At 68.3% G+C, this 14,136-nt stretch carries 15 protein-coding genes and 2 tRNA genes; 8 read left to right on the forward strand and 9 right to left on the reverse strand.

Annotation, left to right across the window (positions count from 1 at the left end):
- The 4 genes from HDC93_RS06670 to HDC93_RS06685 form a co-directional block, all read right to left on the reverse strand.
- Nucleotides 1-1,519, reverse strand: a 1,519-nt coding sequence (locus HDC93_RS06670; protein ID WP_260419454.1) for a glycosyltransferase, incomplete at its 3' end; no start/stop codon positions are given.
- A 14-nt stretch (nucleotides 1,520-1,533) separates the two neighbouring features.
- Entirely contained in the window at nucleotides 1,534-3,129 is a 1,596-nt protein-coding gene (locus tag HDC93_RS06675; RefSeq protein ID WP_185008136.1) for a HAMP domain-containing sensor histidine kinase, read from the reverse strand.
- Nucleotides 3,126-3,866 (reverse strand): response regulator transcription factor, encoded by a 741-nt coding sequence (locus HDC93_RS06680; RefSeq protein ID WP_185008138.1) that lies wholly within the window; start codon nucleotides 3,864-3,866, stop codon nucleotides 3,126-3,128. Before HDC93_RS06680 ends, HDC93_RS06675 begins: the two co-directional genes overlap by 4 nt.
- Before the next feature lie 210 nt (nucleotides 3,867-4,076).
- Nucleotides 4,077-4,949, reverse strand: a complete 873-nt coding sequence (locus tag HDC93_RS06685) for a DUF2797 domain-containing protein (protein ID WP_185008140.1) — start codon at nucleotides 4,947-4,949, stop codon at nucleotides 4,077-4,079.
- Nucleotides 4,950-5,525: 576 nt separating this feature from the next.
- Between HDC93_RS06685 and HDC93_RS06690 the strand changes: the two genes are divergently transcribed.
- A complete protein-coding gene (locus HDC93_RS06690; protein WP_185008142.1) occupies nucleotides 5,526-5,744 on the forward strand; it encodes a hypothetical protein in 219 nt (72 codons plus the stop codon).
- A 565-nt stretch (nucleotides 5,745-6,309) separates the two neighbouring features.
- Here the strand turns inward: HDC93_RS06690 and HDC93_RS06695 are convergent.
- Nucleotides 6,310-6,744 (reverse strand): hypothetical protein, encoded by a 435-nt coding sequence (locus HDC93_RS06695; RefSeq protein ID WP_185008144.1) that lies wholly within the window; start codon nucleotides 6,742-6,744, stop codon nucleotides 6,310-6,312.
- 435 nt (nucleotides 6,745-7,179) lie between these two features.
- On the opposite strand from HDC93_RS06695, the gene HDC93_RS06700 reads away from it, so the two are divergent.
- Together HDC93_RS06700 and HDC93_RS06705 are read left to right on the forward strand one after the other, a co-directional pair.
- Entirely contained in the window at nucleotides 7,180-7,458 is a 279-nt protein-coding gene (locus tag HDC93_RS06700) for a hypothetical protein (RefSeq protein WP_185008146.1), read from the forward strand.
- A 180-nt stretch (nucleotides 7,459-7,638) separates the two neighbouring features.
- A complete protein-coding gene (locus HDC93_RS06705; protein WP_185008148.1) occupies nucleotides 7,639-8,172 on the forward strand; it encodes an NUDIX hydrolase in 534 nt (177 codons plus the stop codon).
- Here HDC93_RS06705 and HDC93_RS06710 read toward each other — a convergent pair.
- Entirely contained in the window at nucleotides 8,150-9,490 is a 1,341-nt protein-coding gene (locus HDC93_RS06710) for a tetratricopeptide repeat protein (RefSeq protein ID WP_185008150.1), read from the reverse strand. The two genes, HDC93_RS06705 and HDC93_RS06710, sit on opposite strands and share 23 nt — an antisense overlap.
- A 113-nt stretch (nucleotides 9,491-9,603) precedes the next feature.
- On the opposite strand from HDC93_RS06710, the gene HDC93_RS06715 reads away from it, so the two are divergent.
- From HDC93_RS06715 to HDC93_RS06725, 3 genes are all read left to right on the forward strand, one after another.
- Nucleotides 9,604-9,846, forward strand: coding sequence for a hypothetical protein (locus HDC93_RS06715; protein ID WP_086851077.1), 243 nt, complete (start codon nucleotides 9,604-9,606; stop codon nucleotides 9,844-9,846).
- Nucleotides 9,847-10,052: 206 nt separating this feature from the next.
- A complete protein-coding gene (locus HDC93_RS06720) occupies nucleotides 10,053-10,496 on the forward strand; it encodes a hypothetical protein (RefSeq protein WP_185008154.1) in 444 nt (147 codons plus the stop codon).
- 65 nt (nucleotides 10,497-10,561) lie between these two features.
- The gene (locus HDC93_RS06725) at nucleotides 10,562-11,398 is read left to right on the forward strand and encodes a protein kinase (protein WP_185008156.1); all 837 of its coding nucleotides are present in this window, start codon (nucleotides 10,562-10,564) and stop codon (nucleotides 11,396-11,398) included.
- A gap of 7 nt (nucleotides 11,399-11,405) precedes the next feature.
- On the opposite strand, the gene HDC93_RS06730 is transcribed toward HDC93_RS06725, so the two are convergent.
- Nucleotides 11,406-11,666, reverse strand: a complete 261-nt coding sequence (locus tag HDC93_RS06730) for a GntR family transcriptional regulator (RefSeq protein ID WP_185008159.1) — start codon at nucleotides 11,664-11,666, stop codon at nucleotides 11,406-11,408.
- A gap of 472 nt (nucleotides 11,667-12,138) precedes the next feature.
- Here HDC93_RS06730 and HDC93_RS06735 point away from each other — a divergent pair, with 472 nt between their 5' ends.
- On the forward strand, nucleotides 12,139-12,426 hold the full coding sequence (locus HDC93_RS06735) for a hypothetical protein (protein WP_185008161.1): 288 nt from the start codon (nucleotides 12,139-12,141) through the stop codon (nucleotides 12,424-12,426).
- Between the two features lie 76 nt (nucleotides 12,427-12,502).
- Here the strand turns inward: HDC93_RS06735 and HDC93_RS06740 are convergent.
- Together HDC93_RS06740 and HDC93_RS06745 are read right to left on the reverse strand one after the other, a co-directional pair.
- Nucleotides 12,503-12,575, reverse strand: a tRNA-Arg gene (locus tag HDC93_RS06740).
- A gap of 199 nt (nucleotides 12,576-12,774) precedes the next feature.
- Nucleotides 12,775-12,865 (reverse strand) — tRNA-Ser (locus HDC93_RS06745).
- A gap of 183 nt (nucleotides 12,866-13,048) precedes the next feature.
- Between HDC93_RS06745 and HDC93_RS06750 the strand changes: the two genes are divergently transcribed.
- Nucleotides 13,049-13,567 (forward strand): SSI family serine proteinase inhibitor, encoded by a 519-nt coding sequence (locus HDC93_RS06750; RefSeq protein ID WP_398767013.1) that lies wholly within the window; start codon nucleotides 13,049-13,051, stop codon nucleotides 13,565-13,567.
- Nucleotides 13,568-14,136: the final 569 nt, after the last annotated feature.

Consider the following 14,136-nt stretch of genomic DNA (forward strand, 5'->3'; position numbering starts at 1 on the left):
GGGCGCGGAAGGGGGCGGTGCCGTACGGGGTTTGACCGGCGCGGAAGGGGGCGGTGCCGTACGGGGTTTGACCGGCGCGGAAGGGGGCGGTGCCGTACGGGGTTTGACCGGCGCGGAAGGGGGCGGTGCCGTGCGGCGCCGCGTCGTACGGCGTGGTGTCGTGCGGGGCGGTGTCGTACGGGGCGGTGTCGTACGGGGCGGTGTCGTACGGCGTGGTGTCGTACGGGGCGGTGTCGTACGGCGTGGTGTCGTGCGGGGCGGGCGCCGGCGAGTCGTCCTCGCGCCGGTCCGGGAACACCCACGCCCGGAAGAGCAGGAAGCGCAGCACCGTCGCCGCGAGGTTGGCCGCGACGAGGACGGCCAGTTCGGTGGAGTGCGCCGGCTCGGAGGTCGCGGCGTTCAGTGCCGCGAGCGAGCCGCTGGTCAGGGCGAGTCCGATGCCGAAGACGACCAGGCCCTGCGCCTGGTGCCGTACGGCCCCACCGCGCCCGCGCACCCCGAAGGTGAGCCGCCGGTTGGCCGCGGTGTTGGCGACCGCCGAGACCAGCAGGGCGAGGGCGTTGGCGATCTGGGAGCCGGAGAAGACCCGGAAGCCGCTGTAGAGCAGCAGGTAGACGAGGGTGGACAGGGCGCCGACCACGCAGAATCCGACCAGTTGGCGGGCGAGTCCCTTGGGCACGTCCTTGATGTCACGGTCGCGCGGGTCGTCGCCGAACGGCCGGGCGATCCGGTCCAGCGGCAGCGAACCGGTGGCCAGGGCTTTGCCGACCCGCCACACGCCCTTGAGGTCGTCGGTCGCGGTCCTGACGATGTGCACCGTCGAGTCGGGGTCGTCGACCCAGTCGACCGGCACCTCGTGGATCCGCAGCCCGGCGCGCTCGGCGAGCACCAGCATCTCGGTGTCGAAGAACCAGCCGGTGTCCTCGACGAGCGGCAGCAGCACCTGCGCCACATCCCGCCGGATCGCCTTGAAACCGCACTGGGCGTCGGAGAACCGCGCCTGGAGCGAGCCACGCAGGATGAGGTTGTAGGCCCGGCTGATGAACTCCCGCTTGGGTCCGCGCACCACCCGCGAACTGCGGGCCAGCCGGGAGCCGATCGCGAGGTCCGAGTGGCCGGAGATCAGCGGCGCCACCAGCGGGAGCAGGGCGTTGAGGTCGGTGGACAGGTCCACGTCCATGTAGGCGAGGACCGGGGCGTCCGAGGCCGACCAGACGGCCCGCAGGGCCCGGCCGCGCCCCTTCTGCTCCAGGCGGAGGGTCGTGACCTCGGGGATCTCCGCCGCCAGCCGCGCGGCCACCTGCGGGGTGGTGTCCGTGGAGGCGTTGTCCGCGATCGTGATGCGGAACGCGTACGGGAACGTCCGGTCGAGGTGCTCGTGCAGTCTGCGGACGCACGGCTGGAGGTCCTTCTCCTCGTTGTAGACGGGGATCACTACGTCCAGGACAGGCGTACCGGCTGGTGCGGCCGGGAGGTGCTCCCGCGCCGGCAGGGTGCCGGGAGAAGAGTCGGTTCGCATGGATCCGACTTTCGTCAGGCGCCCTGTTGTGCCCGTGTGGTGACGCTGTGGCGTGCCTGTGAGTGCGGCAGCCGGCGCATGTCCGGCTGCGGCTCGGGCGGCAGCGCGGGCAGGTGCACCGTGAACACGGTCCGCCCGGGCACGCTGTCGACGGTCACGGCACCGCCGTGCGCGGTCGCCACGGCCTGCACGATGGCCAGGCCGAGGCCGGTCGAGCCGTGGGCGCGGGAACGCGCGGAGTCGCCGCGCGCGAACCGCTCGAAGACGTGCGGCAGCAACTCGGCCGGGATGCCCTGACCGTCGTCCTCGACGTCCATGCACAGCCAGGGTCCGCGCCGCTGCACGCGGGCGGTGACGGTCGTACCGGGTGGCGTGTGACTGCGCGCGTTGCCGAGGAGGTTGACGAGGACCTGTTGCAACCGGGCCGCGTCCGCCGACACGAGCGCGGGCTCGTCGGGCAGGTCGAGCCGCCAGTTGTGGTGCTGGCCGGCCGCACGGGCGTCGCTGATGGTGTCCACGACGAGCGGGACGAGGTCGGTCTGCTCGAACTGGAGCGGCCGTCCGGCGTCGAGCCGGGCGAGCAGCAGCAGATCCTCGACGAGGAGGGTCATCCGGCCGGCCTCGGACTCGATCCGGCCCAGAGCGTGCCGGGTGTCGGGCCCGACCTGTTCCCTGCCGCGCCGGGTGAGCTCGGCGTAGCCGCGGATGGAGGCGAGGGGGGTGCGCAGCTCGTGGCTGGCGTCGGCGACGAACTGTCTGACGCGGGTCTCGCTCTGCTGCCGTGCGTGCAGCGCCCCGTGGACGTGGTCGAGCATCCGGTTGAGCGCGGCGCCGACCTTGCCGACCTCGGTGTGCGGGTCGGTCTCGGAGTCGGGGACCCGCTCGCTGAGCTTCACCTCGCCGGTGTGCAGGGGCAGTTCGGACACCCGGGTCGCGGTGGCGGCGACGCGGCGGAGGGGGCGGGTGGCGACGCCGATGAGGACGGAACCGGCGATGGCGGCGGCGACGAGTCCGGCGCCGGTGACACTGACCTCGACGATGACGAGGGTGCTGATGGTGGTGGTGACCGACTCGGTGGGCAGGGCGACGTAGTAGGTGCCGCCGTCGAGTCCGTTGACGTACTGCACGCGGTACTCGCCGAGGCCGGGAATCTCGACGGTGTGCATGCCCGTGGCCGGCACCTCGGCGAGGGCGGCCTTCTGTTCCTCGGTGAGGTCGACGGGGGTGTTCCCCTGGTAGGGGCTGTTCGCCTCGGGGTCCTCGGCGAAGGCGGCCCGGGTGATGCTGCCGTCGGCGCCGACCGCGGCGGCGACGGTCCCGGGCCGCGCAGGCCCCTTGATGAAACCGGTGATCCTGTCCGTCGCGTCGATGTCTTTCCCGCCGGGCTTCGCGGGACCCGACAGTCGCTTGCCGGAGTCGTCGACCTGCGCGTCCAGCTGCTCGTACAGATGCGACCGCAGCGCCAGCGTCGTCACCGTCCCGATCACCGCGCACACCACCGCGATCAGCACCACGGACGCGACGACGAGCCGCGTCCGCAGCGTGCGCGGCTTGCCTGCCCACCGCCTGCCCGCCCGCTGCCGCGTACGCGGCCGCCGTCGGCCGCTCATGCCGCCGCGGGCTTGATCAGGTACCCGGCACCGCGCCGCGTGTGGATCATCGGCTCGCGTCCGGCGTCGATCTTCCGTCGCAGATAGGAGATGTACAGCTCGACGACGTTGGCCTGGCCGCCGAAGTCGTACGACCACACCCGGTCGAGGATCTGCGCCTTGCTGAGCACGCGGCGCGGGTTGCGCATCAGGAACCGCAGCAGCTCGAACTCGGTCGCGGTCAGGTGGATGTTGTCCCCGGCCCGGGTCACCTCGTGGCTGTCCTCGTCGAGGGTGAGGTCGCCGACGACCAGCATGGAGTCCGAGCGCCGGTCGGCGGCGCCGGAGCGGCGTATCAGCCCGCGCAGCCGCGCCACGACCTCCTCCAGACTGAAGGGCTTGGTGACGTAGTCGTCCCCGCCCGCCGTCAGCCCGGCGATCCGGTCCTCGACGGCGTCCTTGGCGGTGAGGAACAGCACCGGCACGTCCGGCAGTTCCCGGCGCAGCCGCCCGAGTACGGCCAGCCCGTCCATGTCGGGCAGCATCATGTCGAGGACGACGGCGTCGGGCCGGAAGTCGCGGGCGGTCTGGATCGCACCCGTGCCGTCACCGGCACTCCGGATCTGCCATCCCTCGTAGCGCAGGGCCATGGACAGCAGCTCGGTGATCGACAGCTCGTCGTCCACCACGAGCACGCGGACGGGGCTCCCGTCCGGCCTGAGCAGTTCGGTGCGCCCCTGGGGCGAGGTCGTGGTCATGTGAACACGATGTCGGGGACCTCTGAGAGCGCGCTTTCGGCAACCTGTGATTTCCCTGAGAAACACACAGGCGCTTCTCAGGGAACTCCTGGGAAGGCCGCGCGTGAAGACGCGCACCTCGGCGACCTCGGCGACCTCGGCGAAGGGCTGGTCGCCCTCCTCCACGATGGTGGGCAGACCGCGCGGGAAGTGGTGGCAGGACCGCGCGGGTCAGAACAAGCCGTCCTGCGCGCCTGCCGCTTCCCTGAACTGCCGCACGGGCACGGTCAGTTCGTCTCCCGCGGCGGGCAGCAGCCCCCATCCGGTCATCAGCCGCGTGTCGAGTACGACGACCCCGCCGCCGGTGGCGAGGTGCAGATCAGGCCCGGCGGCCGCGACCAGCTCCCCGCCGACCGCACCCCCGGCGACGAGCTCGCTCACGCCGCCCATGGCGACGGGCACGTCCGCCAGCCCGAACACCCCCACGTGATCGACGACCAGCAACGGCTCCCGCACGAGCGACTCCGGCCACGCGGGGAGCCGCACCGCCCTCTCATGCAGCTCGGCGACCTCACGGGCCCGGTCCGCGGCGGTCTCCGGCAGCGCGGCCCGCACCACCCGCTTCTCGGCGTAGGGAATCCGGTCGGGCACCCGCAGGGCGGCCCTGAGCAGCTCCTCCGTGCGCCGCGCGGCCATGAGCGGTCCGACGCCGAGCCAGCTGAAGCAGACGGCGCCCTGTTCCAGCAGCCGTGCGGAGCCCCGCTCCTCGGCGGTGATCCCGACCTTGACCATGCCGGGCCCGAACCACGCCAGATAGACGTGGTACGGCCGGGGATCGCCGGCGATGGTGTCGGCCGCCACGGAGTGCGCCCGGTCCAGCCGCGCGCACTGCTCGCACCGCGCCCCCGTACTCCGCCCCGGCACGGCCGCACCCACGGGGCATGCGTGCCCCCGAGCCCCCACGCAGGTGCGCACACCCCCTTCCGCGACCTCGAAGGCCACGCGTTTCCCCCAGGTCAGCGCGCTGCGCCGCCCGCCGTCCCACACCAGCACGGGACCATGCGCCGACCACCGCAGCCCCGAGCACTTCCATGCCTGTGCCATCTCTGCCGAGCGTAGGGGGCACCACTGACAACGGGCGCCGGCCGTCGAAGGAGGGGCCTCAGCGGCCGGAGTCGGCCCCGGCCGCGGCCACGGTCTCCGGCTCGCTCTCACGCTGAGCCGGCATGACCGGCTCCACCGCACCCGCACCCGCACCACGCCGCCGCCCCCGTCCGGCCAGCCGGCACCCGAGGCACCTTCGGCATCCCGTGACCAGTGCAGATGCAAGATCATCAGGAGGCTCAGCCCTGGGACATGGGCCCGGGACGTTTCAGGGGTGGGCATCGAAGGGAAGTCTCGACCGGGTAATCGCGGCCGGCCGTGGCATGAGGGCAGGGCCTCTTGGCAGCTTGGGGTTGCGAAGCCAACCGAGATCCAGGGGACCCTGTTGCCGCAGTCGTACGCGCTCACGCCGGTGGAGTTCAACTCTGCTGCTCCGTCGTGTGAGTGCGTCGCTCACCGGTTCGGGAACGCGGCCGATCACCCGGAACGGGTCTGACGGTATCCCTCGGACATGACGAACGCGGAGTGGCTTGTTGTCAGGCGTGCCCCCTGCAGAGTGAAGATCGTTGACACTGCATGAACAACACCACGCGCGCACTCGCCGCCGCCCTCGCGACCGCTTGCATCCTCGGGCTCACCGCCACCAATGCATCAGCAGCGGAGGAGCGCGCCGACCTCCCCACCCCCGGCGACCTCCTCAACGGCCTCGGCCTCGGTGGCGTCGCGGACGCCGTCGACAACCTCCTCCACAGCCTCCTGGGCAGCGGTGGCCAAGGCCTCTCCGAGCGCTCCTAAAGACAGCGAGCAGGAGCCGACCGCCGAGGAGTGATCGGTGTTTCCGGCTGCGTAGATGTCAGCCGTTGATGTCGGAGGCCCCCCGGGATGATCCCGGGGGGCCTTCGACCTGTGTGCACTCGGCAGGATTCGAACCTGCAACCTTCTGATCCGTAGGATCGGGCAGGGCGTCGTACCCGCTGCCGACAGTCTCAAATCCCGATCGCCCAGGTTGACGATTGTGTGCGAGCGTGTGCCGTCGTTGCCGTCAGCGCTGCCGTCAGGTTGAAGCGTCGCGCCGCCGCCGAGCGCCCACCACATTGGCCTTCAACAGCTATCAGCTTTTCAATAGCGACATAAGATGCCGGTCACTATTCACCCGCGAAGGTCTCATACCCAGGAGATGCCATCCACCCGTCAGGGTAAACGCGGCAATGACGACCGCAATTTGGAGTGCGACGCCAACCACTAATCGATCCATATCCCTGTCGAATCCCCATCATGCAGCACTAAAGAGCCACGTGGAAACGCATACAGAACCCGCAGCCAGGAAATATTGCGGGCTCCACATGCGCTCAACAGGCGATCAGTACTTCGGGTTGTAAACCCGGTGAACTTCTTGGCACGTCTCGTCACTGCGGTCCGAATGGAGACGACACTGAAGGATCTTCAGGCTTCGCATGTAGGTTCCACCGGTCGTCGAGTAGGTCTTATCCCACTGAGCTCCCTGCTGGTAACCGCACACCGGCTCCTGGTAGACCGGAATGTCGCTCCAGTTGGGGCGATCCACAATGATCTTGACCCGCGTGCAGTAGCCGTCCGATTTGGTATCGACAACGGTGAAGCTCCAGGTGGCCGTGGTCTTGCTGGAGAAGGTAATAGTCCCACCGCCACCACCTCCCGGCCCATTCCAGTCTCCGCCCCAGGCAAGGGCGGGGGTAACAGCGAGCATTGTGGCGCCAAGAGCACCACCCACTATGGTCGCTATTCGCTTGCTCTTCCTCGACTTCAAGATAGCCATAGTCCCCCCTCGCTTGATTGTCCACTGGCAGTGGATCTGATCCATTTGCTGCGCAATGAAATTAAAACGACCAGGCGGGCAAGTCAACAAGGTTTTTTAGGTTTATTTTTTCCGCGCCCTTTACCTTCAGGCGTGTCGGACGATAGGCAGGACGTGAAGATAAATCATCTCCTATATCCCCTCATGTCACCCATAAATTGGCGTGCCCATATTTACTTCGGTAAAGCACGGGAAGGTGTTAGTCTCAAGCACGTTGCCAGCTCTTTAGGGATTCAAGTCACATAGAAGAGCCATAACCTTCAAGCGGGGGGGCGCCGCCCCCAGAACGTCGTCGCCTACTGATGGGCTCCGCGAGACGATGGCAGGTCGAAGACCAGCAAGTAGGCTGATCGAGGCAGACGTGGCGTCGAAGAGGTTCCGGGGAGTTGGCTGCGCATGACAGCGCAAGACGTTGCTGTTGGTGTCGTCGTCGTCGCAGTGCTGGTTGTGCGAACGGCCGTGGCGGAGCGACGCGAGCCCGGCTCCGGCGTCGCACAGTGGCGCTTCCTAAGGGACGCGAAGGCTCTAGCCGCTGGCTTGATCGTATTCGTCGGCATCACCATTGGTGCTCTGGTCAGCGACGTGCGGCCGGGCGCTGTGTTGTGGGCGCTGCTAGCGGGGTTGCTTGTGGCCTTGATCACTTACCAGTTGACCCATCAAAGGCCGAGGTCATAGCAAGCGCAGCGGTCTCGGTGCGATCCCCGCTGCACTCATGATTCGTCCGCTGCCGCTCAGCCCTGACCAGAGTCGATTCCCTGCGACCCATCTCGTCAAAGTGACGCGAAAGGACGAGAACAGGCACCTGGCTCCGGATCGTTCTGAGATCCTGGAGACCGATCGAGAGGGGCGGCAGGTATGGAGTGGAAGACCCACGGTGAGCGACAGGTCTACACCAACAAGTGGGTGAATCTGTGTCTGGTCGACGTCCAACAGCCTGACGGACGCAGGTGGGAGTACCACGTCGTCCGCCTCCGGCACCTGGCCGTTGCCGCCGTGGTCAACGACCGCCAAGAGGTCCTGATGATGTGGCGGCACCGCTTCATCACGGACTCCTGGGCCTGGGAACTGCCCATGGGCTTGGTCGAGGACGGGGAGACCCCGGAAGAAGCTGCCGCCCGCGAAGTCCTGGAAGAGACCGGCTGGCGTCCCGGCCCCATCAAGCCTCTGATCTACGCCGAGCCGGCGAACGGGATCACCGATTCGCAGCACCATGTCTTTCGGATCGACGGTGCTACCTACGCCGGTCCGCCCACGGAGAAGAACGAGTCCGACCGCATCGAGTGGATCCCCCTCTCAGAGGTGCGCGGGATGATAGACCGCCGCGAGGTCGTGAGTAGTGGGTCGCTGGTCGGGCTGCTCTACCTGCTCATGGATGCAACGATCCGCTGACCGGTGGGAGGAACTCCCGTAGCCGCGCCTCGAAGGCAAGGGCTACGGGCTCCTGCCTGTGTGGGGTCAACTGATCGTAGAACTCCCTGAGGTGCCCTGACACACGCTCGGAGGCCACTGCCGACGCGGGCTCCAGGGCTTGCGTGGCGGTGTGGCACGCCTGGTCAAGCTTGCCCTGGTCCAGCTGCGTACGGGCCAGCCAGAACGAGTGGAACGCGCGGCCTCGCTGGTTCGTGTGGTGCTCCCGCCGCAGGGCATCGGCGATCAAGGGTTCGGCAGTCGCCGCTTCGCCCAGGCGGCCGTGGGCAATGCCCGTGTCCACGATGAGCTTCGGCTCGTCGAAGTAGGTCACCCATGAGGGGGCCGGATCGCTCGTCCCGATCCGCTCGAATTGGCTGTGTGCCTCCCCGATCGCCCGGTGCGTGTCATCACGGTTGCCGAGGGTGGCGTGGGCGAATGCCTCCCGCATGGCCAGCATCGACATAACTCGCGGCGTGCTGCCGAGTGCTGACCGAGCCTGATCCTGGGCTGCGGTCACGAGTGCCAACGAGTCCGCGGGCTTGTCCTGGTAGGTCGCCTGCAAGCTCATGCAGGCGAGGACGTTGGCCATGAACTGCCGGTCGTCGATCTCCTTCGCCAGTTGCAGGGCCTCGGTGAAGTACGCGCGGGCCTGGTTGTACCGGCGGGCGTCGAAGTAGGTCCAACCTGTCAGGCGTGCCAGCTCGGCCGCGATGCCGTACAGGCCACTCTGGATCGACGGCGGTCGGCTCTCCTTCAGGAGTCCGACGACATAACGGAGCTGGCCGACGATGGCGGGCCGCAGTGCTTCGCCTCCGTGCTGGTCGTCTCGTCGCCAGTAGTCCTCAATGGAAGAGCGGAAGGCTTCAAGCGTCGCCGCGTTCAGGCTCGTTCGAGTGGCCAGTGCCAAGATGCCGTCCACATCGGGACCTGGCAGAGACGCGGGGGCAGGCTGCTCGGCTCCCGGTATCTGAGGCGCCTCGCGCTCGTCGACCACCAGGGCCTGGGGCGTCTCCCAAGCTCGGCGGGCAAGCCCGAGCATGTCTCCTGGGATGCGCAAGCCGTCTGAGATTCGCTCGATCACGTCCATGTGCTGCAAGTGGCGCCGCCCCGCGATGACTTCGCCCACCCGGCTCGGCGTCAGGTCACAACGCCTGGCAATCATCGACGGGTAGATGCCCGCCCTGACCTTCACCAGCCGGAAGACTCTGGCGAAGTCCCGGACCCGACACGCATCGATCATCTCGGGATCGGTGAGCAGCCTGGCCGGCAGTTCCTGCGGCCGGTCCGGGTCGGGCATCGGCAAGCTCCCACACTGCGAGGGCTACGCAACGTCGCTGGTTCTCTACTTCCGGCGATGTTACCCAAGTTGGGTAATCAGCCTGACCTTTTAGCGGCGGTCCTACGATCGCGATGCTTCCTTGCATGGCGAGCAACCAGCAGACCAGACCAGGCATCGGTGAACTGGCGAAGGACACCGCCAAGGGACGCATCGGCATCGTCATGGGTGAGCTCGGCGGCCGAGTGCAGATACGGCCCATCGGCGGCGGCCGGGAGTGGGATGCCATGCCGGACAAGGTGGTGCAGCCGAGCGCTCGGGAGGAACTGAGCGCCCGCCTGGCCATCAAGAACGGCAACAGCAGGGACGGCCTGTGATGCGCGCCATCGGCCGATACGCAGGAGTCCTCTTCATCATCATGATCAGCGGGTCGTGCGGCCTGGTGATCGGCATGGCTCTCGCTGTCGGCCAGTAGACCGGCCGCCCCGGACGGGTGCTCATCCCCTGGTTCCCCCACACCCGTTCGGGGCGGCCTCCCAACCCTGAAAGTGCCACGCTCCACTACCCAAGAGGGAGTACTCGCATGACGGCAACGGCGAACGATCAGAGGTCCGGCCGCGCGGTGGCTGGCGAGGAGCTGTTCCAGAGCCTCGCCCACTTCGTGGTCGTCCATGACGGGCAGTCACCCGAGCGTGCCGAGCGGATCGCGGACCAGGCGGTCGCCTTCGTGGTCACCGCAGCCACCGCGACCGTCCCCATGGTCCCGTCCGACGACGTGGACCTCGGCCTGCACGCGCTCATCCTGCACACGAAGGAGTACGCCGAGCTCTGCGAGCAGTACGCGGGCCGCTTCCTGCACCACAACCCGAAGCCCGGTGGTGGGGCCCGCGACTCGAAGCAGGTCGCCGCTTCGGCTCGCGCCATGAAGACGGCGGGCTTCATGGTCTTCGATGACCTGTGGACCATGAACGGCACGAACCTTGCCCAGTGCGACTCCGACTGCGGCCGCCCGTACGGCCAGGCGTAGCACTAGACAGCAGCAGCCGGACTCGGATCGTGGTCGGCCGCGTTCGCCCGGAAGGAGAACTGACGTTGTCCGGCTCACCCTCTGAACTGCCGATCGTGGTGCTCGACGCCCTCATGCCCACGTCTCAGCGCCTGGTCCTGAACCGCCGGGGCTCCATGGTCTGGGAGGTGCAGAGCCATCGAGGTCACTACGCCGTCAAGGTCGGCTACCCGATCGAGGCTACGGCCGACTGGCCTGCCCAGCCCTGGACCGCCCTCGCGCCCGCACGCGAGGGTGCCGTGCTGCATCGCCTCGGCTTCGACGACTTCGCGTACGGAGAATGGGAGCACGGGACGTGGAACTTCCAGCCGTGGCATGAAGGGCCGGACCTGCACCAGCTGTGGGAGCCCTGCCGCAGGAAAGACCCGTCCATCGCACCGGACGCCCTTATGGCGCTGGGTTGTGTCGAGGTCCTCGCCGAACTGCACGCCAAAGGCTGGGCCCACGGCGACGTACAGCCCGCCCACTTCATCGTCGGGCCGGAGCGGACGCATCTCATCGATCTGGCTCTAGCCCGAGGTGGGCACGTCCCCGAGGGGTACGACTTCCCGTTCCGCGGCTGCCTCGTCCACTACGAAGCACCGGAGATTGCCCGCAACCTGCTCGCCACAGGGGAAGCCGAGCCCACGCCGGAAGCCGACATCTACGCCCTCGGCGCCTCCCTTCTCATCTCGGCCACCGGCTGGCGTGCCGTCGAGTACCCGGACGACGCTCCACGCCCCGTCCAGAGAGAGGCCGTGGCCAACGGCAGACGCCGCCCCGTCAAGGCGCCCGGTGAGCTGGGCGAGTTGATCGAGGCGATGCTCAGCCATGCTCCCGAAGACCGGCCGACCATCTACGAGGTGGCCAAAGCTCTGAGCTGAGTGCCCGCTATGCCTTCTCCTCGACACCGGCATTCCCCGTCCGCTCAGCAACGAACGACCCGAGGCCAGGCTCGGTATACGTCAGCCCTTCCTCCCGCAACGCGCGGAGCACCTTGTGCGCCGTCGCGTTGGCGACTCCGAACTCCGAGGTGAGCTGCACTACCGAAGGAACACGGGTGCGCGACGGATAGGTGCCATCCGCGATCCGGCCGCGAACCACCTCGGCCACCTGCCGCCACCGGGGAATGTCAGGAACGAACTCAATCACCTCACCAGCATGCGCATGCTTGGACATCCATGCGATACATGGAATACCTAGAACACCTAGCATGCCTCGTATGCAGAAGCTACGGTTGACCCACGCGAGAACCCCGACGACGGATGCAGCCGCCTCGGGGCACGGCCAACAGCTACATGGGAGCTGACGACATGACTGACCTTATCCACCGACTCTTCGACTGGGTGTGCGTTCTGGTGAAGGGCTCGGGCGGGCCCCCATCTCTCTGGCCACCTGCGCCCGGCCTGCTCGTAGGCCAAGCCCCGAGCATCACCCCACCACTCCCGCAGCACCGCAGCCCGTACGCCCAGGACGACACACCGCTGGATGGCACGGCAACGTGCTCGGTACGCCCGTACCTGCTCGCTCATGATCAACATCATCATCGGCGGAGACTCGCCACGGCCACCCTGGGTCAGCCGGTTTCCGGCCCTTACTGGGTCCACGGACTCGATGCCGCCTGATGACAGCAGACGAACTCCGCCTTCTCCCCGGATCCGGGCCTGAAGGCAAGCACAGCTACCTGATCACCGACCATCACGACGGACCGGCCTCCCGAGTCGCCGATGCCACGGAGTCGATTCAACTCCACATGGGCAACCAACTCGTCAACCACGCCCTCGCCCTGCTCCCCGACGAACAACCCGGCGATCTCCGCTACCTTGCCGAACGTCTGACCGAGTCCTTGCGAGACGCTCTCCGTATCGCCGAGAGCCGAGGTCGGCGGCTGAACCATCCGGACCGGTCCTAGGCGCAGCCGCACTTCACTGCTGTACGCCACGAAACGTAAGAGGGCCCCGGATCTCTCCGGGGCCCTCTCACCTGTGTGCACTCGGCAGGATTCGAACCTGCAACCTTCTGATCCGTAGTCAGATGCTCTATCCGTTAAGCTACGAGTGCTTGTTCTGTTTTTTCGCCGCTCTCGGGCCTTCCGGCTCGCTCGCGGCGACAGGAAGAACATTACATGACTGCCGCCGCCATGTGAAATCCGTTAGCCGCACCCCTTGTGAGCTGCGGAAACGGCACTTCAGGCCGCACTTCGGGGGGACGCAACGACAGCGAAGCCCCGGTCGGGTGACCGGGGCTTCGTGATCGAGTGCGGAGGCGGAGGGATTTGAACCCTCGATGGGCTTTAAGGCCCAAACCGCATTAGCAGTGCGGCGCCATAGACCGGACTAGGCGACGCCTCCAGCATCACTCCCGCGCGAGCGCGAGCGGTGCGTGCCGATGATGACACAGTCGAGCGTGCTGTCACCAATCGACCCCCACGGTACTAGGCGGGCAGGGCCCAGGGCAAAGCCCTTGTCAGGCCCCTGCGGGTCCCGGCCCGGGCGGGCGCGCAACATCCGGGGCCGCGCCGCGTTAGGCAGGGCATGATGCGTGCCACCCCCCGGGCCACCGCCCGCCCCGTCCTGCAGCGCCTCCTCGTCGGTGCCGCCGCCTCCGTCGCCGCCGCGGGGTCTCTGACCGCTGTGCCCCCGGCCGCGTATGCCCAGGCCGGCGGGACCGACCTGCTGTCCCCGATCCGGCCCGGCGACGGCCCCGACCGCGATCACCTCACCGTCACCGTGCGGAACGCCGGCGACGGGGCCGACGGAACCTTCGAGCTGTACTGCGGCCCCGACGGCGGCAGCCACCCCGACCCCAGCGGTGCCTGTGCCGCCCTGGAACGGGACACGCGGTGGGGGCAGGACGTCTTCGCGCCCGCGCCTGAGGGCGGCTTCTGCACTATGCAGTACGGCGGGCCGGCCACCGCGCACGTCACCGGCACCTGGGCCGGACGGCCCGTCGACACCACGTACGACCGCCGCGACGGCTGCCAGATCTCCCGCTGGGACCGGCTCGTGCCGCTCCTGCCGGGGGTGGGGGGCGACCGGGGCGCCAAGGCCTAGTACTACAGGGCCCTGTAGTACTAGCGGACCGCCCGGGCGCCGAGCCGCGGCATCCAGGCGTCGGGGCATCGGGGCATCGGGGCGCTGAGCGACGGGGCGTCGAGCCGGTGGCTCCTCGAGTCGGTGGGGCGTCGAGCCGTCGGCCGGTGTCCCGCACCCGTAGCCCCGGACACCCGCACCCGGCACCCGGCACCCGACCACTCCGTACCCAGCCCGGCCCCGGCACCCAACCGCTCCGTACCCAGCCCGGGCCCGGCCCCGGCCCCGGGCCCCCAACCCCCGGCACACCACGTCCCCCACCCCATTTGCGCCACTCTCCGCCCCCATCACGCCAGCCCGGCCAAAAGGTACAGAAACAACGTCGTCGTAAAGGTCCCGCGAAGGTCCCGCGACGTCGTCGCAGGAGGGCGGGCCTTTGGCGGTTACTCGGTCGTCAGTTCGGGGTCACTTCCTCGTGCGACCTCGCTCTCATCCGGCGTCGCGAGCGCAACCGCAGCCCTTAGACTCCCTCGCGTGACACGCTGCGGGACGGTTGGCAAGATGGCCCGAGCGGTCGGCAAGGTGCGGTA

Origin of the sequence: Streptomyces sp. AK010 (assembly GCF_014207295.1) — a bacterium.
GTDB classification, from domain to species: domain Bacteria; phylum Actinomycetota; class Actinomycetes; order Streptomycetales; family Streptomycetaceae; genus Streptomyces; species Streptomyces massasporeus.